At 58.8% G+C, this 19,801-nt stretch carries 22 protein-coding genes; 17 read left to right on the top strand and 5 right to left on the bottom strand.

The annotated features are described in order from the left end of the window. Positions 1–67 precede the first annotated feature (67 nt). Together ACLBWT_RS05830 and ACLBWT_RS05825 are read left to right on the top strand one after the other, a co-directional pair. On the top strand, positions 68–427 hold the full coding sequence (locus ACLBWT_RS05830) for a DUF3243 domain-containing protein (RefSeq protein WP_447662093.1): 360 nt from the start codon (positions 68–70) through the stop codon (positions 425–427). Positions 428–624: 197 nt separating this feature from the next. Continuing rightward, positions 625–1,311: a TerC family protein gene (locus tag ACLBWT_RS05825; RefSeq protein ID WP_447662092.1), complete on the top strand. Its 687-nt coding sequence runs from the start codon at positions 625–627 to the stop codon at positions 1,309–1,311. A 41-nt stretch (positions 1,312–1,352) separates the two neighbouring features. Here the strand turns inward: ACLBWT_RS05825 and ACLBWT_RS05820 are convergent, their stop codons facing one another. Next, positions 1,353–2,228, bottom strand: coding sequence for a LysR family transcriptional regulator (locus ACLBWT_RS05820; protein ID WP_447662091.1), 876 nt, complete (start codon positions 2,226–2,228; stop codon positions 1,353–1,355). Positions 2,229–2,414: 186 nt separating this feature from the next. Here ACLBWT_RS05820 and ACLBWT_RS05815 point away from each other — a divergent pair, with 186 nt between their 5' ends. The 6 genes from ACLBWT_RS05815 to phoU all read left to right on the top strand — a co-directional run bounded on the left by ACLBWT_RS05815 (position 2,415) and on the right by phoU (position 7,649). After that, positions 2,415–3,329, top strand: coding sequence for a phosphate ABC transporter substrate-binding protein PstS family protein (locus ACLBWT_RS05815; protein WP_447662090.1), 915 nt, complete (start codon positions 2,415–2,417; stop codon positions 3,327–3,329). Positions 3,330–3,435: 106 nt separating this feature from the next. Beyond that, positions 3,436–4,452, top strand: a complete 1,017-nt coding sequence (gene pstC, locus ACLBWT_RS05810; RefSeq protein ID WP_447662089.1) for a phosphate ABC transporter permease subunit PstC — start codon at positions 3,436–3,438, stop codon at positions 4,450–4,452. A 2-nt stretch (positions 4,453–4,454) separates the two neighbouring features. Next, complete coding sequence (pstA, locus tag ACLBWT_RS05805) at positions 4,455–5,342, top strand: phosphate ABC transporter permease PstA (protein WP_447662259.1); 888 nt, start codon at positions 4,455–4,457, stop codon at positions 5,340–5,342. Between the two features lie 25 nt (positions 5,343–5,367). After that, entirely contained in the window at positions 5,368–6,174 is an 807-nt protein-coding gene (gene pstB / locus ACLBWT_RS05800; RefSeq protein WP_083688382.1) for a phosphate ABC transporter ATP-binding protein PstB, read from the top strand. A gap of 31 nt (positions 6,175–6,205) precedes the next feature. After that, positions 6,206–6,961, top strand: coding sequence for a phosphate ABC transporter ATP-binding protein PstB (gene pstB / locus ACLBWT_RS05795; protein ID WP_048745432.1), 756 nt, complete (start codon positions 6,206–6,208; stop codon positions 6,959–6,961). Positions 6,962–6,989: 28 nt separating this feature from the next. Beyond that, complete coding sequence (phoU, locus tag ACLBWT_RS05790) at positions 6,990–7,649, top strand: phosphate signaling complex protein PhoU (protein WP_447662088.1); 660 nt, start codon at positions 6,990–6,992, stop codon at positions 7,647–7,649. A gap of 196 nt (positions 7,650–7,845) precedes the next feature. Here the strand turns inward: phoU and ACLBWT_RS05785 are convergent, their stop codons facing one another. Further along, positions 7,846–8,604, bottom strand: coding sequence for a glycerophosphodiester phosphodiesterase (locus ACLBWT_RS05785; protein WP_447662087.1), 759 nt, complete (start codon positions 8,602–8,604; stop codon positions 7,846–7,848). Positions 8,605–8,881: 277 nt separating this feature from the next. Here ACLBWT_RS05785 and ACLBWT_RS05780 point away from each other — a divergent pair, with 277 nt between their 5' ends. The 3 genes from ACLBWT_RS05780 (at position 8,882) to ACLBWT_RS05770 (ending at position 12,243) form a co-directional block, all read left to right on the top strand. Next, a complete protein-coding gene (locus ACLBWT_RS05780; protein ID WP_447662086.1) occupies positions 8,882–9,847 on the top strand; it encodes a carbohydrate ABC transporter permease in 966 nt (321 codons plus the stop codon). Further along, entirely contained in the window at positions 9,844–10,683 is an 840-nt protein-coding gene (locus ACLBWT_RS05775; protein WP_447662085.1) for a carbohydrate ABC transporter permease, read from the top strand. The genes ACLBWT_RS05780 and ACLBWT_RS05775 overlap by 4 nt, the downstream gene beginning before the upstream one ends. A 144-nt stretch (positions 10,684–10,827) precedes the next feature. Beyond that, on the top strand, positions 10,828–12,243 hold the full coding sequence (locus ACLBWT_RS05770; RefSeq protein ID WP_447662084.1) for an ABC transporter substrate-binding protein: 1,416 nt from the start codon (positions 10,828–10,830) through the stop codon (positions 12,241–12,243). A 63-nt stretch (positions 12,244–12,306) separates the two neighbouring features. Here ACLBWT_RS05770 and ACLBWT_RS05765 read toward each other — a convergent pair whose 3' ends face one another. After that, positions 12,307–12,537 (bottom strand): PLDc N-terminal domain-containing protein, encoded by a 231-nt coding sequence (locus ACLBWT_RS05765; protein ID WP_447662083.1) that lies wholly within the window; start codon positions 12,535–12,537, stop codon positions 12,307–12,309. Positions 12,538–12,693: 156 nt separating this feature from the next. Between ACLBWT_RS05765 and polA the strand changes: the two genes are divergently transcribed. From polA to ACLBWT_RS05740, 5 genes are all read left to right on the top strand, one after another. Continuing rightward, complete coding sequence (gene polA / locus ACLBWT_RS05760; RefSeq protein ID WP_447662082.1) at positions 12,694–15,360, top strand: DNA polymerase I; 2,667 nt, start codon at positions 12,694–12,696, stop codon at positions 15,358–15,360. Positions 15,361–15,438: 78 nt separating this feature from the next. Further along, complete coding sequence (mutM, locus tag ACLBWT_RS05755; RefSeq protein WP_447662081.1) at positions 15,439–16,293, top strand: DNA-formamidopyrimidine glycosylase; 855 nt, start codon at positions 15,439–15,441, stop codon at positions 16,291–16,293. Between the two features lie 119 nt (positions 16,294–16,412). After that, positions 16,413–17,126 carry an MntP/YtaF family protein gene (locus tag ACLBWT_RS05750; RefSeq protein ID WP_447662080.1) on the top strand — a complete coding sequence of 238 codons (714 nt, stop codon included), beginning with the start codon at positions 16,413–16,415 and terminating at the stop codon, positions 17,124–17,126. Between the two features lie 81 nt (positions 17,127–17,207). Then, positions 17,208–17,804 (top strand): dephospho-CoA kinase, encoded by a 597-nt coding sequence (gene coaE, locus ACLBWT_RS05745; protein WP_447662079.1) that lies wholly within the window; start codon positions 17,208–17,210, stop codon positions 17,802–17,804. After that, complete coding sequence (locus ACLBWT_RS05740; protein WP_447662078.1) at positions 17,801–18,400, top strand: lytic transglycosylase domain-containing protein; 600 nt, start codon at positions 17,801–17,803, stop codon at positions 18,398–18,400. Before coaE ends, ACLBWT_RS05740 begins: the two co-directional genes overlap by 4 nt. A 59-nt stretch (positions 18,401–18,459) precedes the next feature. Here ACLBWT_RS05740 and ACLBWT_RS05735 read toward each other — a convergent pair whose 3' ends face one another. Then, on the bottom strand, positions 18,460–18,693 hold the full coding sequence (locus ACLBWT_RS05735) for a small, acid-soluble spore protein, alpha/beta type (protein ID WP_447662077.1): 234 nt from the start codon (positions 18,691–18,693) through the stop codon (positions 18,460–18,462). Between the two features lie 161 nt (positions 18,694–18,854). Here ACLBWT_RS05735 and nrdR point away from each other — a divergent pair, with 161 nt between their 5' ends. After that, entirely contained in the window at positions 18,855–19,322 is a 468-nt protein-coding gene (gene nrdR / locus ACLBWT_RS05730; RefSeq protein ID WP_048745439.1) for a transcriptional regulator NrdR, read from the top strand. Positions 19,323–19,377: 55 nt separating this feature from the next. On the opposite strand, the gene ACLBWT_RS05725 is transcribed toward nrdR, so the two are convergent. Next, complete coding sequence (locus ACLBWT_RS05725) at positions 19,378–19,788, bottom strand: SDR family NAD(P)-dependent oxidoreductase (RefSeq protein ID WP_447662258.1); 411 nt, start codon at positions 19,786–19,788, stop codon at positions 19,378–19,380. Positions 19,789–19,801: the final 13 nt, after the last annotated feature.

The raw sequence follows: 19,801 nt of genomic DNA, 5'->3' as shown, positions 1-19,801 counted from the left end.
CGAATATCCCCGGGGTAATGAAGGCTCAAGCAGGACAAACCCTTTACCCCGAGAGGATGAAATGACTATGGCACAAGAGCAGGATATCAAGAACGGCGCGGAAGCCTACGACAAAGTCAAGGAAACGATCGGCAAGATGGACGAGGGCAAAAAAGAACAGATTCTCGCCAGTTTCGGCGAATTCAAAAGCTATTTGGGCAACCGGATCGATCTAGCGAGGAGAATCGGCCTCGATGAAGAGCAGCTGGCGGTAGCCGCCGAGAAAGTCGCCGATTACCTGGCCAAGCACGAAGAGCCCCGCAACAGCGAGGAGAAGCTGCTGCAGGAGCTGTGGAAGGTCGGCAAGGACGATGAGCGCCACAAGCTCGCTCATATGCTGGTCCGCTTGAGCCAGGAAACGAACGAGCCTGTTATCGAGCGCTCCTAGCAGGATGAGAAGGCATCTGTCCGAGGCTGCATCGCAGCCCGGATTAGATGCCTTTTCGTTTGGGTGGGTTTCAAGACAAGCCGAGTATAGGCAGAATTTGATATAGGTTTTATAATATGTTTACATATAATAAGTTTACTCATCAAGATTATGGACGGGCAGCAGGCTGCAGCCTGCTCCGGAAAGAAGGACTTGCGTTGGAATTTTGGGTTGGATTGTTGGAATTGATCCTGATCAATATCGTCCTGAGCGGAGACAACGCGGTCGTCGTAGCGATGGCAAGCCGCAAGCTGCCTCCCGAACAGCAAAAAAAGGCGATCCTGTGGGGCAGCATCGGTGCCATCGGACTGCGGGTCATTCTGACGTTCGTGGCGGTGAAGCTGCTCTCGATTCCTTACCTGCAGCTTGCCGGAGCCATCCTGCTCGTCTATATCGCCGTGCAGCTTCTCCAGACCGGAGACAAGGGAGAGGAAATCGAGGCAGGCGGCTCTCTGGGCGCGGCGATCCGGACGATCATTCTCGCGGATCTGGTCATGAGCCTCGACAACGTGCTGGCCATGGCAGGCGCCGCGCAAGGCAACTACCTGCTCATCTTCATCGGCCTCGCAATGACGGTTCCCCTCATTATATGGGCAAGCAAGCTGCTCGTCATGATTATGGACAAGTATCCGATCATCGTCATACTTGGAGCCGCGCTGCTCGGCTACACGGCAGGGGAAATGCTTCTGGACGACAAGGCGGTCGGGGAGAAGCTGTCCGGTTTGTTCGGTTATGCGGACTATGTCATCCCGGTCGTCATCGCAATTGCTGTGCTGGTGGCCGGGCGAATCCTGAACAGCCGCCATTCGTCGGCGGAACCGAAGCCGGAGGCGGGGGACCGCTGAGCGGTAGATCGCCGCTGCAAGCCGGATACGGCTCGCGCAGCTTATTCCGTCGGGCTCTGCAGCCAGGAGGATATCGCCAGCCGCGCTTCGGATGGAAGCCTGGAGTCGAGCTTGAGTTCAAGCTGATAGGGCGGAATGCCGTTCAGCGGTAGCAGCAGCAGCCGGCTCGGATCCGGCAGGACGCAAGTTGTTGCTTCGGCAAAGCGGGAATTCGAAAATATAGGCACGACAGCCATGCCAAGCCCGGCCGCTGCGAACGAAGCCGCCATGCCGGAATCCGGCACTGTGTGTCCTTCTTCCAGATTCAATCCTCTTGCGGCCGCCCAGGACAAGATTTGGCTTCGCAGCCGGCTGCCAGCAGGCGGCGCGATCCAGGGCTTGCCCGATTCCATGGCAGCCTGCGCGGCTTGGATGCCTGCTGCCTGGGCCCATTCACGGGAGACGGCCAGTCTAAGGTCGGCATGGGGAAGGGGCAGCCAGTCTGCTTCAGCCGTTTCTTGCCGCTCCCTAATATGGATATCGGCATGCATATCGGGTCCTTCTTCGTTACGGAGCCATTCGATTCCGTACCCGGCCGGATCCAGCGCGAATGCGGTGAATGCCGCCATGATGCTGCTGCAAGAAGCGTCCGTCAGCAAAGACAAGCGCTTGAGGCTGCCTCCCCGGAGCCTCATCTCGCGAGCGGCTTCCTCCTGCAGCGCCAGCATCTTCAGCGCGTATCGATGAAGCCTGCGGCCTGCGTCTGTCAGAAGGATCCGGCCTGTCTTCATCTCGAACAGCGGCATTCCCCATTCTTCCTCCATCGACTTCATATGAAAGGTCACCGTAGGCTGCTTCAGGCCCAGTTCCTGAGCGACCAAGGTGACTTTTTTCAGTTGTTCGATGAGCACGATAATTCTCCATTTGATCAACGTCATGATAAATGACCTCATTCCGGATAGAGTATAGATTCAGTATATCATTTTGATGGATATTCACAGAGTACATCTATTCAATTTTACAATTGCCTTTACAAACCGAAGATATCCCTTTAACAAGGAACTTGTACAATAAGTCTTGTGAGGCAGAACAAACTTGGTTCTCGGAAGGGGATTTAAAACGAAATGAAGAAAACGATGTTGGTCCTGATGACGATGGTGCTTGCGCTGACGCTGGCAGCCTGCGGAAGCAAAGCAAACGACAACGGCACGAACAATGCAGCAGGCGGCTCCGAGCTCAGCGGTTCCATCCTGGCAGCAGGCTCGACGGCTATGCAGCCGCTGGTTGAGCAGGTGTCCAAGAAATTCATGGCCGACTCCCAATATTCCAACATCACCGTTCAAGTCCAAGGCGGCGGCAGCGGCACCGGCCTGACGCAAGTATCCGAAGGCCAAGCCGATATCGGCAACTCCGACATCTTCGCCGGCGAGAAATTCAAAGATGCCGATGCGGCGAAAGCTCAAGAGCTGGTTGACCATCAAGTCGCAGTTGTAGCCATGGCAACGGTCGTGAACAAGGAAGTCGGCATCGACAACCTGACGAAGCAGCAGCTGGTCGATATCTTCACCGGCAAGATCACGAACTGGAAAGACGCTGGCGGCAAAGACGAGAAAATCGTCATCGTCAACCGACCATCCAGCTCCGGAACTCGCAAGACGTTCGAGAAATACGCACTTGGAACGGCATCCCAAGACCTTCCCGGCAACATTCAAGAAGATTCCTCCGGCACGGTCAAGAAGCTTGTCGGCGAAACTCCTGGAGCGATCGGCTACCTGGCTCTCTCCTACCTGGACGATTCCGTCAAAACGATCAAGCTTGACGGCGTAGACGCTACGGCCGACAACGTGAAATCCGGTTCTTATCCGGTATGGGCTTACGAGCACATGTACACGAAAGGCGAGCCTAACGAAATCGTGAAAGCTTTCATCGACTACATGCTGAGCGACGACGTTCAAAAAACGGACATCACGGATCTGGGCTACATCTCGATCCACGAGATGCAAGTAAAACGTGACGAAGCAGGCAATATTACGAAATAAGATCAGTTGCGCCAATGGCGCGCTGCAGCAGGCCAAGAGCGCGGAAACCACTTCCGCGCCTTGGCTTTGCGCCATGATAATGCCAAGGCGTAAGGAGAGATGAGAAATGAACGCCATGAGACAAACTTCCCCGGGCGGCCCCGGAGACGCAAAGCCTGCAGCAGCGCCAGCCGAAGGCAAGCCTGATTCCGCCGGAGCCAAGAAGGGGGGGCCTTCCGCCGGCAATCCAGCTCGGCCGAAGCGTTCCAGACGCAGCCGCGCAGCGAGCGAATGGCAGGGCAAAGCCTATACCCTTATTTGCGTAGCCATACTTATTGTCACGATTTTTTCGATGGTCTTTTTCGTCGCATCCAAAGGGCTTGCCACCTTTTTCAAAAACGGGGTCAGCGTACCGGAGTTCCTGACCGGCATCAAGTGGTCGCCGGACGGCGAGCCGCCTTCTTTTGGCGCGCTTCCGTTCATTACGGGTTCGTTCGCGACTTCCATCCTTGCGGCCTGCATCGCGGCGCCGCTCAGCTTCTGCGCGGCCGTCTTCATGACGGAGCTGATGCCTAAGTTCGGCAAACGCTTCATGCAGCCGGTCATCGAGCTGCTTGCCGGCATTCCGTCGGTCGTGTACGGCTTTGTCGGCCTCAGCGTCGTCGTGCCGTTCCTGCGCTCGATCTTTCCCGGACAGGGACTCGGCATCGCGGCGGGCGCGATCGTCCTGTCGATCATGATCCTTCCGACGATCACCTCGATCGCCACGGATGCCTTGTCCAATCTGCCGCGCGGCCTCAAGGAAGGCAGCTATGCGCTCGGAGCTACCCGCTGGCAGACGATTTCCCGCAGCATATTGCCCGCTGTGCTCCCATCGATGCTCACCGGCGTCGTGCTCGGCATCGCCCGCGCGTTCGGCGAGGCGCTTGCGGTGCAGATGGTCATCGGCAACTCGCCGCATATTCCCAGATCCCTGTTCGAGTCGGCTTCCACGCTGACGAGCGTCATTACGCTGAGCATGGGCAACACGGTCAAAGACACCGTGCAGAACAACGTTCTTTGGAGCCTGGCGCTCGTCCTGCTCGTCATGACGTTTGTATTTGTCGGCATTGTACGCCTTCTGGAGAGGAGAGCACGCAGATGAGAATGTCCAACAGAACGGCAGACCGCATCGCGACCGCCGTATTCTATTTCTTCGCTTTCCTGATCATCGCCGTCCTGGCTTCGTTGATCGGATTCATCCTGTACCGAGGCCTCGGACAGATCAGCTGGCATTTCCTGACCTCTCCTCCAGAGACGTTCAAGACGGGAGGCGGCATCGGGCCGCAGCTCTTCAACTCCTTGTTCCTGCTTGTCCTGACTATGATCATAACGGTTCCCCTCGGCATCGGGGCCGGCATCTATATGGCGGAATATTCGCGTCCTGGACGGTTCACGGACTTCATCCGCCTCGTTGTCGAAGTGCTTTCTTCCTTCCCTTCCATCGTCGTCGGCCTGTTCGGCCTGCTTGTGTTCGTGCAGTATTTCGACCTTAAGTTCTCGCTGCTCGCAGGAGCGCTGGCTCTGACGGTATTCAACCTGCCGCTCATGGTAAGGATCACCGAGCAAGGCATCCGCGGAGTGCCGCGTGAACAGAAGGAAGCCGGGCTTGCGCTCGGCCTGACGCGCTGGCATACGATCACCAAGGTGCTGCTGCCGGTATCGCTGCCGACTATTCTGACCGGCACCATCCTGGCTGCGGGCCGCGTCTTCGGCGAAGCGGCGGCGCTGCTGTTCACGGCGGGCATGAGCTCTCCGCGCCTGGACTTCACGGACTGGAATCCGCTCAGCCCGGTATCGCCTCTCAATCCGCTGAGGCCTGCCGAGACGCTGGCGGTCCACATCTGGAAGATCAACAGCGAAGGCGTCGCGCCCGACGCGGCGCAGATCGCCGCCGGCGCATCGGCGGTGCTCATCCTGACCGTGCTGCTGTTCAACCTCGGGTCGCGCTGGCTGGGCCGCTTCCTTTACCGCAAGCTGACCGCATCTCGTTAATCTCATCTGAGGAGGCTATAATTCCATGGCATTGTCTACACAGTCGGCCCCCGGGGCCCGTGCAGAGGAACACGCCGGGACGGATGCGCTGAGCGCGGATAACCTGAGCGTATTTTACGGGGAAAAGGAAGCGGTGAAAAAGGTCAGCCTTCGCTTCGCCAAGGGAAGCGTCAACGCCTTGATCGGTCCTTCCGGCTGCGGCAAGTCGACGTTCCTGCGCAGCCTGAACCGGATGAACGACACCATTCCCGATGCCCGCATGACCGGAAGCATCTGGTTCGACGGAGCGGACATCAATGCTCCGGGCACCGATGTCGTCTCCCTGCGGCAGCGGATCGGAATGGTCTGGCAGAAGCCGAATCCGTTCTACAAGTCGATCTACGAGAACATCGCCTTCGGTCCGCGCTATCATGGCGTGAAGAAGAAGCGGGAGCTGGACGAGATCGTGGAATCCTGCCTGCGCCGCACGGCTCTCTGGGAGGAGACGAAGGATCGTCTCAACCAGTCCGCGCTGTCGCTGTCCGGCGGCCAGCAGCAGCGTCTGTGCATCGCCCGCACGCTGTCGGTCGAGCCGGAAGTGCTGCTTATGGACGAGCCGGCGTCAGCGCTGGATCCCGTCTCCACGTCCAAGATCGAAGAGCTGATCTCGGAGCTGAAGCAGGAATACTGCATTGTCATCGTCACGCACAACATGGCCCAAGCCGCCCGTGTGTCCGACAAGACAGCATTCTTCTATATGGGCAACCTGATCGAGCACAACGATACGAACATCATTTTCACGAATCCGGAAAACAAGCAGACCGACGATTACATCTCGGGCCGCTTCGGCTAAGATTCCAAGACGAATGGGAGCAGGGGACACTATGAACCAGGTAATGGAGATCGACCGTCTTAATTTGCATTATGGAGACTTTCACGCCCTGAAGGAGATCAATCTCGGCATTCCCGAAAAAACCGTGACGGCCTTCATCGGACCGTCCGGCTGCGGCAAGTCCACCTTCCTCCGCACGCTGAACCGGATGAACGATCTCGTGCCGGGCGTTCAGATCGGCGGCAGCGTCAAGCTGGACGGGCAGGATATCTACGGCGCGGACACCGACGTGGAAGTGCTCCGCAAGCGTGTCGGCATGGTGTTCCAGCAGCCCAATCCTTTTCCCAAGTCGATTTTCGACAATGTCGCCTATGGTCCGCGCCTGCACGGCATACGGGACAAATCCCGCCTGAACGACATCGTCGAGCGCAGCCTGCGCGGCGCCTCGCTGTGGGAGGAAGTGAAGGATCTGCTCGGCAAGTCCGCGCTGAGCCTCTCGGGCGGCCAGCAGCAGCGGCTGTGCATCGCGCGCGCTCTCGCCGTTGAGCCGGAGGTGCTGCTCATGGACGAGGCGACGTCCGCTCTGGACCCGATCTCGACGCTCAAGATCGAGGAGCTCGTCCGCGAGCTCAAGAAAGAGTACACGATCGTCATGGTGACGCACAACATGCATCAGGCGGCCAGGGTTTCCGACCGCACGGTATTTTTCCTCAATGGAGAGCTCGTGGAAGCGGAAGAGACGGAGAAGCTGTTCTCCAATCCTACGGATGCGCGGACGGAAGACTATATTACAGGGCGATTCGGTTAAGGCTGAAGCCGGGAGAGGGAGAGAGAACGTGATCAAACGCAAGGAGCTTGACGAAGGACTGGATCAATTGAAGGCTATGCTGGTCGAAATGGGAGACCATGTCGAATCGGCGCTGACCAAATCCATGCATTCCCTCATCCATATCAATGCCAAGGAAGCGGCTCAGATCATCCAGGAGGATCCGGAGCTGAACCGCCTGGAGGAGAAGATCACCGAGCTCGGCTCCAAGCTGATCGCGACGCAGCAGCCGGTCGCCAAGGACCTGCGCCGCATTCTCGTGGCGTTCCGGATCTCGGGTGACCTGGAGCGGATGGGCGATCTGTCCGTCGACATCGCCAAGGTCGTCATGCGTCTGGACGGCCAAGAGCTGATCAAGCCGCTGATCGACCTGCCGCGCATGGCGGAGACCGTGCAGACGATGATCTTCGAATCCATCCAATCCTACGTGCAGGAGAACGTGGATCTGGCCTACAAGATGGCCAAGGACGACGACATTGTCGATGCCCTCTATTCGCAGATCATCCGGGAAATGTTCACGATCATGGTCGAGAATCCCCGTGCGATCAACCAAGCGATGCTGCTCAGCTTTGTCGGCCGCTATATCGAACGCATCGCCGACCATGCGACGAACATCGGGGAGAGCGTCACTTACCTCGTCACAGGCAAGCGCCCGGATTTGAACGTATGATGCCCAAAGCCCCTCGCTCCCATGCGAGGGGCTTTTTCGTCTTTTTTCAACATGGAGAACAGTATTCAGCGTGGAAATCGAGGCAGATCGTTCATGCCGAACCGATGCCGCTCCGCAGGGCTGAGCTCGATCGTCTTCATATGAAAATAAAGAAAGCCTGCACGAAATGTGCAGGCTGTTTGCGTTGCGCATGACCTCAACGGCGGCTCAGATGCTCCATCAATCGGCCCGGATAGTCGGTGATGATGCCGGTCACACCGATGGCTGCAAGACGGTCCCATTCGGCGGGATGATTGGCCGTGTAAGGATAGATGCGGAGCCCTGCGGCGACGGCGTCCTCGGCATCCTTGGCTCCGATGAGGCCGTGATGCGGATGGAGCGACCATACCTCCGTCTCCAGCAGCGCCGCATAGGACGCATGATGGATGAGATCGGCGGCGTACAGCAGTCCGATGCGGAGCTCCGGCTCGGCTTGCTTCAGCCTGAGGAGCAGCTTGTGGTCGAAGGAGGACACGACGGTGCGCTCCAGGCGGCTTTCCCTGCGGAGGCAATCAAGCAGCGCCTCGTCCAGCCGTGCTCCTCCGGAATCCTTTACTTCGACGTTGATCTCGATAGGGGCCGGGAGGAGATCGTAGACTTCCTCCAGAAACGGCACTCGTTCCCCGGCAAACGAAGGCGAGAACCAGCTCCCGGCGTCCGCCTCGCGGATGGCGTCCGAATGCAGGGAGCGGATCGCTCCCGTGCGGTCCGTCGTCCGGTCGAGCGTATCGTCATGGCAGACGATGAGCTTGCCGTCCTCCGACAAGTGAATGTCCAGCTCCACCATATGGCTTCCTTGCTCGGCCGCAAGCCTGAAGCTCGCGAGCGTGTTCTCGGGCGCCTCCCCGGCTGCGCCTCTATGCCCGATCACGATCGGGCCGCCTGCATTTCCGTCCTGCTCGATTTCCCCTGTCATCCTCTTGTTCCCTCCCAGTCGGGCTCCGTTCCGTCAGAAGCCGCTTTCGGCGATCCCGTTCGCCATCATTATATGCCGTCTCTGAAAGCCTGTCTCCCATGGATTTGAAATCTAAAGAAATCTTTAGAAAGAGATCCCTGCTATCCGGCAAGCGTTATTACATTTCCTAATCTTAATAAATTGCTGACATAGGGGTTACAAAAGGACGTTATCGTTGGAGTTGCCAAGCCGATTCCGGCCTTGCAATCTATTGAAAAAAGGGCGGTGGCAATCACCCATGAGTTCATCCTTATATTCGGACAAGCCTGAACCGGTCTTGTCTCCGGCCTCCGCAGCCTCGGCCGGTACCCCGATCGCAGCAGGCAAGCTGAGGCGGATCCGGGAGCAGCTGCTCGGTTATTTGTTTCTGGCGCCGAGCCTGGCTGTATTCACCTTGTTTCTCTTTTACCCGATGGCACGCTCGGTCTATCTGAGCTTTCAGCTTACCGATCCCCGTGGCAGGGTCGCCGCTTATGCGGGCTGGGACAATTATTCTCGGATGATGGAATCGTCCGCATTCTGGAACAGCCTCTGGATCACCGTCAAGTTCACGCTGCTGACCGTACCGGCCGGACTTGCTCTCGGCTTGCTGTGCGCAAGCCTCGTCCATGCCGCTGGCAGAGGCAGCAAGATTTTCCGCTTCGTCTTTTCGGTTCCGCTCGCCCTCTCCGTCGGAACGGCATCCATCCTGTGGATGATCCTGTATCATCCGACGCTCGGCATGCTCAACTACTTGCTGGGCCAGGTCGGCATCGCGCCGATCCAATGGCTGACCGATCCCTCCGTGGCGCTCGGTTCCGTCTCGCTCATGACGATATGGATGAACTCCGGGTTTCCTTTCGTCCTGCTCCTGGCCGCCATTCAAGGGCTGGACAACGATGTCATGGACAGCTCGCGGATCGACGGCGCTTCGATGTGGAGAACGTTTTTCTCGATCAAGCTGCCGCTGCTGTCGCCGACGCTGTTCTTCCTTGCGGTCGTGTCGATCATGAGCGCCTTCCAATCGTTCGGGCAGGTCAACATCCTGACTCGGGGCGGCCCTGCCGGCTCCACGGATGTGCTGGTGTACTCCATCTACCGCGAAGCATTCGTCAACTACCAGTTCGGCACCGGCAGCGCGCTGGCGATCGTGCTGTTCGCCCTTATGCTCCTGCTGACGGCGGTTCAATTCCTCGTACTTGGAAAGAAGGTGCATTACCAGTGAGGGGATACGGCCATCCGCGCCATCCGGTCCGGTTATTCAGCCTTTACGGCTCGCTCATCCTGCTGGCGCTGTTCGTGCTCGGACCGCTGCTGTACCTGCTCGCCCAGAGCTTCATGACCCCGGCCGAAGCCAGCGAGTATCCGCCCAAGCTGCTTCCATCCGGCTTGTACACCGGAGGGCTCAAGAACGCGATTGAAACGGTGCCGATCTTCGGCTTCATCGTCAACAGCTTTGTTCTGGCGATCGCGATCATGGTGCTCCAGGTGCTGACGGCGGCGCTGGCGGCCTACGCATTCGTCTACATCCGGTTCTCGGGAAGCAGGTTCTGGTTCGCGCTGTTCATCAGCACGATGATGATTCCATGGGAAGTGACGATCATCCCGAATTATTTGACGGTCAAAAGCTGGGGATGGCTTGATTCGTTCCAAGGGCTCATCGTGCCCTTTGCGGCTTCGGCATTCGGCGTGTTCCTGCTCCGCCAGTTTTTCCTGCAGCTGCCGCGCGAGCTGTTCGAGGCGGCGCGCATCGACGGCTGCGGGCATTTCCGCCACTTCGTCTCCGTCGTGCTGCCGTTGTCCGGGCCTGCTGCCGCATCGCTGGCTGTATATGTATTCCTGAACGGCTGGAACCAGTACCTGTGGCCGCTGCTCATCACGAGCAGCGATGCCATGCGGACGGTCCAGATCGGGATCGCGATGCTTCAGTTCGAGGAGCTGACGAGCTGGAATCTGGTGCTCTGCGGAGTGGCGCTCGTCCTGGTACCATCCCTCGTGCTGCTGGCGCTGGGACTCAAGCCGCTCGTGCGGGGGATTACAGCCGGTGCGGTCAAAGGCTGAGCTAAGGCTGCGATGAACTGAGCAAGACGCCAGGCCGCGTATGGAACTAATGCAGCCGGCATGATTCCAGTCCTCATTCGGGTATTCGTCCTTCGGGACTTGCCATATATACAAATATCGATTCAAAGGGAGAGAAATCCAACCATGGTCAAACGCAATTGGAAAATGGCGCTGCCTGTGGCGGCTATGCTCGTGCTGCCTCTGTCTGCCTGCGCATCGAATCCGAGCAACGGCGGGCAAAGCGCCGATCCGGCACCAACCTCCGCGGCTTCCAATACGGACGCCTCCGCGAATGCGGGCGGAGCTTCCACGGAGCCTGCCAAGGAGCCGGTCAAGGTCGTCTGGTGGCATTCCATGAGCGGCGAGCTCGGCAAAGCCGCGGACAAGCTGGTCAGCGATTTCAACGCCTCGCATCCCGATGTGAAAGTGGAAGGCGTCTTCCAGGGCACCTATGACGAGAGCCTGAACAAGCTGAAGGCTTCAATGGATTCGAAGTCAGGCCCGTCCTTGATCCAGGTGTATGAAATCGGGTCGAGATTCATGATCGATTCCGGCGCCGTGACGCCGGTGCAGCAGTTCATCGACGAGGAAAACTACGACGTGTCCTCGCTGGAGCCGAATATCCGGAGCTATTACACGTTCGACGGCAAGCAGTACTCGATGCCATTCAATACGTCCAACCCGATTCTTTATTATAACAAGGATCTGTTCACAAAAGCCGGACTTGATCCGAACAAGCCGCCTGCGACTTACCAGGAGGTAGCCGAAGCGGCCAAGAAGCTGACCGGCGGCGGCGTGACGGGAGCTTCCTTCGCCATCTACGGCTGGTTCGTGGAGCAGCTGCTGGCGAATCAGGGCAAGGATCTCGTCAACAACGGCAACGGCCGCGACAGCGCCGCCTCCGAATCGCTCGTGAACCAGGAAGCGGCCGTCAACACGTTGACCTGGTGGAAGGGCATGGTCGACGACAAGTCCGCGCTGAATCTCGGACGCAAGACGGACGACACGAAAAAAGCGTTCCTGGCCGGCCAGATCGGCATGACGCTGGATTCGACGGCCTCGCTGCGCGGCATCGTCGACGGCGTCGCAGGCAAATTCGAAGTCGGCACGGCTTTCCTGCCTAAGCCGGACGCATCCTCCGAAGGCGGCGTCGTCGTCGGCGGCGCGAGCTTGTGGGTTCTGAACAACAAGCCGGCCGAAGAGCAGAAGGCTGCCTGGGAGTTCATCAAGTATTTGGCTGAGCCGGCAGTACAAGCAGAGTGGCACATCAACACCGGCTACTTCCCGATCACGACGAAAGCTTACGACGAGCAGATCGTCAAGGACAATCTGACGAAGTACCCGCAGTTCCAGACGGCAGTAGACCAGCTGCATGCCTCCAAGGCGGGCACGGCCAGCCAAGGCGCCGTCATGGGCGTCTTCCCGGAAGCGCGCCAGACGGTTGAAGGCGCGATCGAGGAAGCGTTCACGGGCAAGAAGGACGTCAAGGCCGCGCTTGACGATGCGGCCAAGCAGATCACCGAGAAGATCGGCATCTACAACAAGACGGTAGCGAAATAAGGGGCGAAAGCTTCTGAACAATCAAATAGCCCTGGGATCGATGATCCCGGGGCTGTTTTTTTATCAGTACCGCCGGTCTCCGTAGGAGCCGTCGCCGCGAATCAGCAGATAGACGATGAGTCCGAGCATCGGCGCTACGAGCAGGGCGAGCAGGACGATCAGCGCGTATTCGCTGCTGTGCCCGCGCCTTCTCGCATCGCGATAAGCCCATGCGCAGAGGGCGACGTGGAGGGCGAAAAACAGGAATCCGATGAATAGAAATCCGATTCCGAAAAGTCCGACTCCCGAATACATTCAAATCACTCCTTAATATTCCAATGATAAGATAAATTTACATACGCTGAATCCATCCAGAGGTTTCGAACCGATCGAATCGGGAGCGTCCCGTCCGGGAATCGGAGGGCCGTTTATGGTATGATGGAAGCAACCATGAACAGGACGAGGTGCCCAATGGACAAGTGGATATTGATCGACGGCAACAGTATTGCCAACCGGGCTTTCTACGCCATGCCGCCGCTGACGAACGCAGCGGGATTACATACGAACGCCGTATACGGCTTCACGACGATGCTGCTCAAGGTTCTTGAAGAAGAGAAGCCGACGCATGTGCTCGTCGCCTTCGACGCCGGCAAGGTGACGTTCCGCACCGAGAGCTTCGCGGATTACAAGGGAACCCGCCAGAAGACGCCTTCCGAGCTGTCGGAGCAGTTCCCGCTGATCAAGGAGGTCGTGGCTGCGTTCGGCATCAAGCAGTTCGAGCTGAGCGGCTACGAAGCGGATGACATTATCGGGACGATGACCCGGCTGGCGGACGAGAAGGGGGTCAAGACGATTGTCGTGTCCGGAGACAAGGACATGCTGCAGCTGGCCTCGGAGCAGGTGACGATCGCCGTGACGCGCAAGGGCGTAAGCGAGACGGAGCTTTACGATCCCGCAGCCGTCAAGGAACGCTACGGCCTCGTGCCCAGCCAGATCATCGACCTCAAGGGCTTGATGGGCGATACGTCCGACAACATACCGGGCATTCCCGGTGTCGGGGAGAAGACCGCGCTCAAGCTTCTGCATGAATACGGCACGGTCGAAGGCGTGCTGGAGCATTCCGGCGAGCTGAAAGGCAAGCTGAAAGAGCGCGTGGAAGAGAACCGTGAAGCCGCGCTCATGAGCAAGCAGCTGGCGACGATCTTCCGCGAGGTTCCTCTCGAGGAAGAAACGGCAGACTTTCCTTATAGCGGCTTCGAGCCTTCCGTGCTGGCGGATGTGTTCGGCCGGCTTGAATTCCGCTCCTTGATGGAGAGGCTGGACCTGTCGGCTGGCGCAGGTGGAGGAGCTGCGGATACGGCTCCGAGCCGTGAGCTGACCATCGTACCGGTCGAGATCGGGGATTCGGAGGCCAAGTCGGCGCTGGAAGCCGCGCTGGATGAATCCGGAGGCTTTTTCCTGGAATCGCATGGGGACAACCCCCATCATGCCGATATTCTCGGAGCGGCTTATGCGGTGGAGGACCAGGTGTTCGTCATGGATGCGGATTGGCTCGCGAGCGCGGACGCGGACGGCTTCAAAAGCTGGCTTGCCGACCCGTCCCGGCCGAAGACCGGCTGCGATCTGCACCGTGCGGAGCTCGTCCTGAACCGGATCGGCGTCCATCTGCAGGGAGCCGGCTTCGACATCGTCCTGGCCGCCTACCTGCTCGACCCGACGGATACCGACCAGAGCGTCACCGGCATCGCCGCCCGCAGCGGCCTTCCATCCGTGCCGTCGGACGAGTCGGTCTACGGCAAAGGGGCCAAGTTCAAGGTGCCGGACAAGGAGACGCTGTACGCCCACCTGGCAGCCAAGGCCGAAGCCGTGCGCGGGCTTGCGCCGCTGCAGCGCGAGAAGCTGGAGCAGAGCGGCATGAACCGTCTCTACTTCGAGCTGGAGCAGCCGCTGTCCGGCGTGCTGGCGGACATGGAGAAGCTCGGCATCTGCGCGGATGCCGGCGCGATCCGCGAGCTGGGCCAGGAGCTCGAGAAGGGCATCAGCGCCGACGTGGCCGAGATTTACCGCCTTGCGGGGACGGAATTCAACATCAACTCTCCGAAGCAGCTTGGCGAGATTCTGTTCGACCGTCTGGGACTGCCCGTCATGAAGAAGACCAAGACCGGCTATTCCACGGACGCCGATGTGCTGGAGAAGCTGGAGCCCTACCATGAGATCATTCCGCTCATCCTGCATTTCCGCCAGCTGCATAAGCTGCAGTCCACCTACGTGGAGGGCTTGCTCAAGGAGATCCGCGAGGACAGCGGCAAGATCCATACGTACTACCGGCAGACGATCGCGGCTACAGGCCGGCTGAGCAGCCAATTCCCGAACCTGCAGAATATCCCGATCCGCCTGGAGGAAGGACGCAAGATCCGCAAGGCGTTCGTGCCTTCCGAGCCGGGCTGGAGCATCCTGGCGGCCGACTACTCGCAGATCGAGCTTCGCGTGCTGGCCCATATATCGGGCGACGAGGGACTGACCGAAGCTTTCACGCATGACATGGACATCCATACGAAGACGGCCATGGACGTGTTCGGCGTGCAGGAGTCGGAGGTCGATTCCAACATGCGGCGCTCGGCGAAGGCGGTCAACTTCGGCATCGTGTACGGCATCAGCGACTTCGGCTTGTCCCAGAACCTGAACATCACCCGGAAGGAAGCGTCGCGTTTCATCGAGCAGTACTTCGAGGCGTTCAGAGGCGTGCGCAAATACATGGACGATATCGTCCTGGAAGCGCGCAAGGACGGTTATGTGAAGACGCTGCTGGAGCGCCGCCGCTATTTGCCGGAGATCAAGGCGTCGAACTTCAACCTTCGCTCGTTCGCCGAGCGGACCGCGATGAACACGCCGATCCAGGGAACGGCGGCCGATATCATCAAGCTGGCGATGGTGAAGATGCAGGAGCGGCTGCGGACCGACGGCATGAAGAGCCGCATGCTTTTGCAGGTACATGATGAATTGGTGTTCGAGGTGCCGCCGGAGGAGCTGGAAGTCATGAAGAAGCTCGTGCCGGAAGTGATGGAGAGCGCCTTGGAGCTGAATGTGCCGCTGAAGGCCGAAGTCAGCTTCGGAGCCAACTGGTACGAGGCGAAGTAGCCCCCTTGCAGTCAGAATCTGAGCAATGCGCCGCCAGGATGGTTCCGGTATAATAGAAGCCTAAGAGGTGATGACATCATGCCGGAATTGCCGGAGGTAGAGACGGTAACCCGAACACTCAATATTCTCGCAGGGGGCAAGACGATCGAGAAGGTCGTCGTCAGCCTGCCGCGCATCATACAGCGCCCCAAGGAGCCCGAAGCGTTCGAGGCTGCCCTTGAGGGCCATACGATCCTGAACGTGGAACGCCGGGGCAAGTTCATCCGTTTCGTTCTGGACGGGCTCGTGCTCGTCTCCCATCTGCGCATGGAGGGCAAATACGGACTGCATGCTGCTGAGGACGAAGTGGCGAAGCATACGCATGTGCGCTTCCGCTTCACGGACGGAACCGAGCTGCGGTACAAGGATGTCCGCCAGTTCGGAACGATGCATCTGTTCAAGCCGGGCGAGGAATTCACGATGCCCCCGCTGCTGAAGCTCGGGCTGGAGCCACTGAGCGAGGAGTTTACGTACGAGTCGCTGGTGGCAAGGCTTGCCAAGCGGACGACGCGCATCAAGCCGCTGCTGCTGAATCAAGAATATATTGTGGGGCTTGGCAATATTTATGTGGATGAGGCGCTGTTCCAGGCCGGCATCCATCCCGAGCTGACGGCGGACCGGCTGAAGCCGGCCCAGTGGAAGCTGCTTCACGCGGCGATCCGCGAAACGCTGCAGAGGGCCGTCGATGCGGGAGGCTCCTCCATCAAGTCCTATGTCAACGGACAGGGAGATCCCGGCAAGTTCCAGCATGAGCTGCTTGTGTACGGCCGCAAGAACGAGCCTTGCCGGAACTGCGGCAGGCCGATCGAGAAGAGCGTCGTCGGCGGGCGCGGCACGCATACTTGCGCGGTTTGCCAGCCGCTGCCGAAGGCGCGCGTCCGCAAGAGCGGCTGACGCGCCGCCAAGCAGCGCCGAAGCCGGTGTCGCCCGGCGCACGATGAAGCGACAGGAACAGACGCCCATCCCTTGCATATGATGATCCTAAGTCAAATGCAGGGAGGTAGGGCTGGAACGTGTTCGCCCACATACTGCCGCTGTTGCTCTTGTCATTTGCCGTCAGCGTGGATGGATTCGGCGTAGGAGTCACATACGGGCTGAGGCGTATCCGCATCCCGATGCTGTCCGTGCTGATTATTACGGGCTGTTCGGGCATCGTCATTCTGCTCGCCATGAAGGTCGGGGCTTGGCTCTCCGGATTCGTATCCCCCGAAGGGGCGAAGCTGATCGGGGCCGCCATCCTGGTGCTGATCGGATCTTATACCCTTGTGCAGCAGTTTCGGCGCGGCAAGGAGGACAAAGCCAAGCCGGATGTGAGCTCAGCCCGCGACAATCCGGATCCGGCAGCGATGCCGGGGGTCGGCTCGAACGAGGCTCCCTTGCCGCCGGCCGCGGTGCTTACGTTCGAAATCAAAAAGCTTGGCCTCGTCATTCAGATTCTGAAGACGCCGCAAGCCGCCGATATGGACAGCTCGGGAAGCATAAGCGCGGGCGAAGCTCTTCTGCTCGGCTCTGCATTGTCGCTGGATGCATTCGGCGCAGGTCTCGGAGCCGCTATGGTCGGTCTCGTACCTTGGGTCACGGCATGCTGCATCATGCTGGCGAGCGGACTTTTCCTGGTGGGGGGACTGCGCTTCGGCTTCCGGTTCTCCGGAGTCAACCGGATGAAGGCGCTGAGCTTTCTGCCCGGCGTCCTGCTGCTTCTGATCGGATTCGGCAAACTATGGTAACATCTCCCTATCCCTCCCGCGGCGGAGGGATATTGGGCTTTACAAGAGGAATTATGGCTGCAAAAAGGAGGTTCGCATCTCTTGAGAATAGGACTTACAGGCGGAATCGCCAGCGGCAAGAGCACCGTAGCCCGCTTTCTGCGCGAAACGGGAGCCTTCGTATCGGATGCCGACGAGGCGGCCCGGAAGGTTGTTCTGCCCGGAACGCCGGCATTGGACGACATCGTTGCGGCTTTTGGCCGCAGCCTGCTGCTCCCGGACGGCATGCTCGATCGGGCCGCCTTGGGGCGGGTCGTATTCGGAGATCCGGACAAGCTGAGGCAGCTCGAGTCGATCCTGCACCCGGCGATACGCGCGCAAATGAAGGAAGAAATGGACCGCGCCGAGGCTGAATCTCCCGGAAGGCTCATTGTGGCGGATATCCCGCTCTTGTACGAAACGGGACAGGACAAGGCTTACGACGGCGTCCTGGTCGTTCATGTGCCGCATGAGCTTCAGGTCAAGCGTCTCATGGAGAGAAACGGCATGGACCAGGCGGAAGCGGAGCGGCGAATCGGCCTGCAAATGAGTCTGGACGAGAAAAAGCGGCGAGGGGACTGGGTCATCGACAACAGCGGCAGCCTGGAGGATACCCGCGCTCAGATCGGGCGATGGATGACGGAGCTTGTGCCGGCATGAGATGGCTGGCCAAGAAAAGGGTGCTGCTGATCGTGCTGACGGGATTCGTCCTCCTGCTTTTCCTCAAGTCCGACTGGATGGGCCGGATGATGTATCCGATCTCTTTCGTCGAAGAGATCCAGGCCGGCGCTTCCGATTATGAAGTCGATCCGTATCTCATCGCGGCCATCATCCGCGTGGAATCGAATTTCCATACCGGCAAGGTCTCGAAGAAAGGAGCTGCGGGGGTGATGCAGCTGATGCCCGATACGGCCCAGTGGATCATCGAGACGGCCAAGCTCGAGGCTTTGACCGCAGAGGGAGTGACCTCCGATACGAAGCTCAGCATCCGGGCCGGCTCCTGGTACATACACTCCCTTCATCAGCAGTTCAAGGGCAATTCGGTCGCGGCGGTCGCAGCCTACAATGCCGGCCCCGGCAAAGTGTCCAAGTGGCTGCAGAACGGGACTTGGGACGGCACGCTCAAAAACCTGAGCAGCATTCCATATGGAGAGACGCGCCACTATGTACAACGTGTCGATTATTATTATAATAAGTATAGGGATTTGTATCCCGACATGGCCAGCGAGTCAAGCGCTTCAGGCCGGCTCAGCTGAATGCAAAAAAAACCCGGAACGCCTCCCGTTTCGAGGAGACGTTGCCGGGCTTTCCGATATCAGGCCATAGTATTTGTTTGACCTGCCAGGGATTGCTCGCCGATCGTTACCAGGCGTTTCGTGATGTAACCGCCAAGGGAACCTGCGTCATGCGTCGTGAAGCTGCCGTAGTAGCCGTCCTGCGGGATGGCGATACCCAGTTCTTGAGCAACTTCGAATTTCATTTGATCCAGTGCCGCGTTTGCGTTTGGCACGAGCAGTTGGTTGCGGCTGCCGCTGTTGTTGTTAGACATTGTTGTTCACCTCCTCGCTGTTAGTAAAAGTATTATGTGCGGAATTTGCCGGATCATACGGCGAGCTCGGCAATAATTTGTCCGACAGTCCACCAATTCCGCAACCGAGCGGATTTCAGATGAAAAAAGGCCATCACACCGAATCAAGGGAGGGAATCCCCATGAAATGCCCATATTGCGAGCATTCCGGAACGAAGGTGCTGGATTCCCGTCCCGCCAACGGGGACAAGTCCATCCGCAGAAGGCGCGAATGCGAGCGCTGCAGCCGCAGGTTCACGACCTTCGAGATGATCGAGGAGACCCCTCTGATCGTCATCAAGAAGGATGGAAGCCGGGAGGAGTTCAGCCGGGACAAGATCCTGCGCGGGCTTATCCGTGCCTGCGAGAAGCGTCCCGTCCCTGCCGAGAGGCTGGAGGAGATCGTCTCCGAGGTCGAGAAGGAAATCCGCACGACCGCCCAGGCGGAAGTCGAGAGCCGCGATATCGGCGAGATCCTCATGCAGCAGCTGTATCCGGTCGACGAAGTCGCCTATGTGCGCTTCGCATCGGTGTACCGGCAGTTCAAGGACATCGACATGTTCATGAAGGAGCTGTCCAGCCTGCTGTCCAAAAATCCGGCGGATGCTTGATTTTCCGGCAGATGAAAAGACCTTCGCTGCTTGCAGCGAAGGTCTTTTGCATGGGTCAAAGCAAGGAACAGAACGCCTTGCGCGATGTCTTCCGGCTTGCCGAGGCAGGCAGCGGAGTCTGCATCAGAAACCATTGAACCATCTGCTCGTCCTTCATCAGATCGACGGTCATCGGCGTTTCGATGGAGCCGCCTCCTGCTTCGATCATATGAGGAATTACATATTTCTGGCCAAGGAAGATGCTCGTGACGTTGACCGTCATCATGCGCTCCCAGCACTCAACGCTCTGATCCATGAATGGAACTGCGTCGGAGATGCCGGCGTTGTTGACGAGGACATTTTTCTGGCCGAACTTGGCGATCGCAGAGACGACGACGGATACCCGGTCCTCTTCGGAGGCAACATTATGCTTGAGGCCCAGCGCGTCTCCGCCGAGGGCTTCGATTTCCTTTACAACTTCCTGGATTTTTTCTTCCTGG

Source organism: Paenibacillus sp. D51F, from assembly GCF_053345695.1.
The sequence above is the reverse complement of the archived record's forward strand: the minus strand, read 5'-3'. Positions and strand labels throughout refer to the sequence as shown.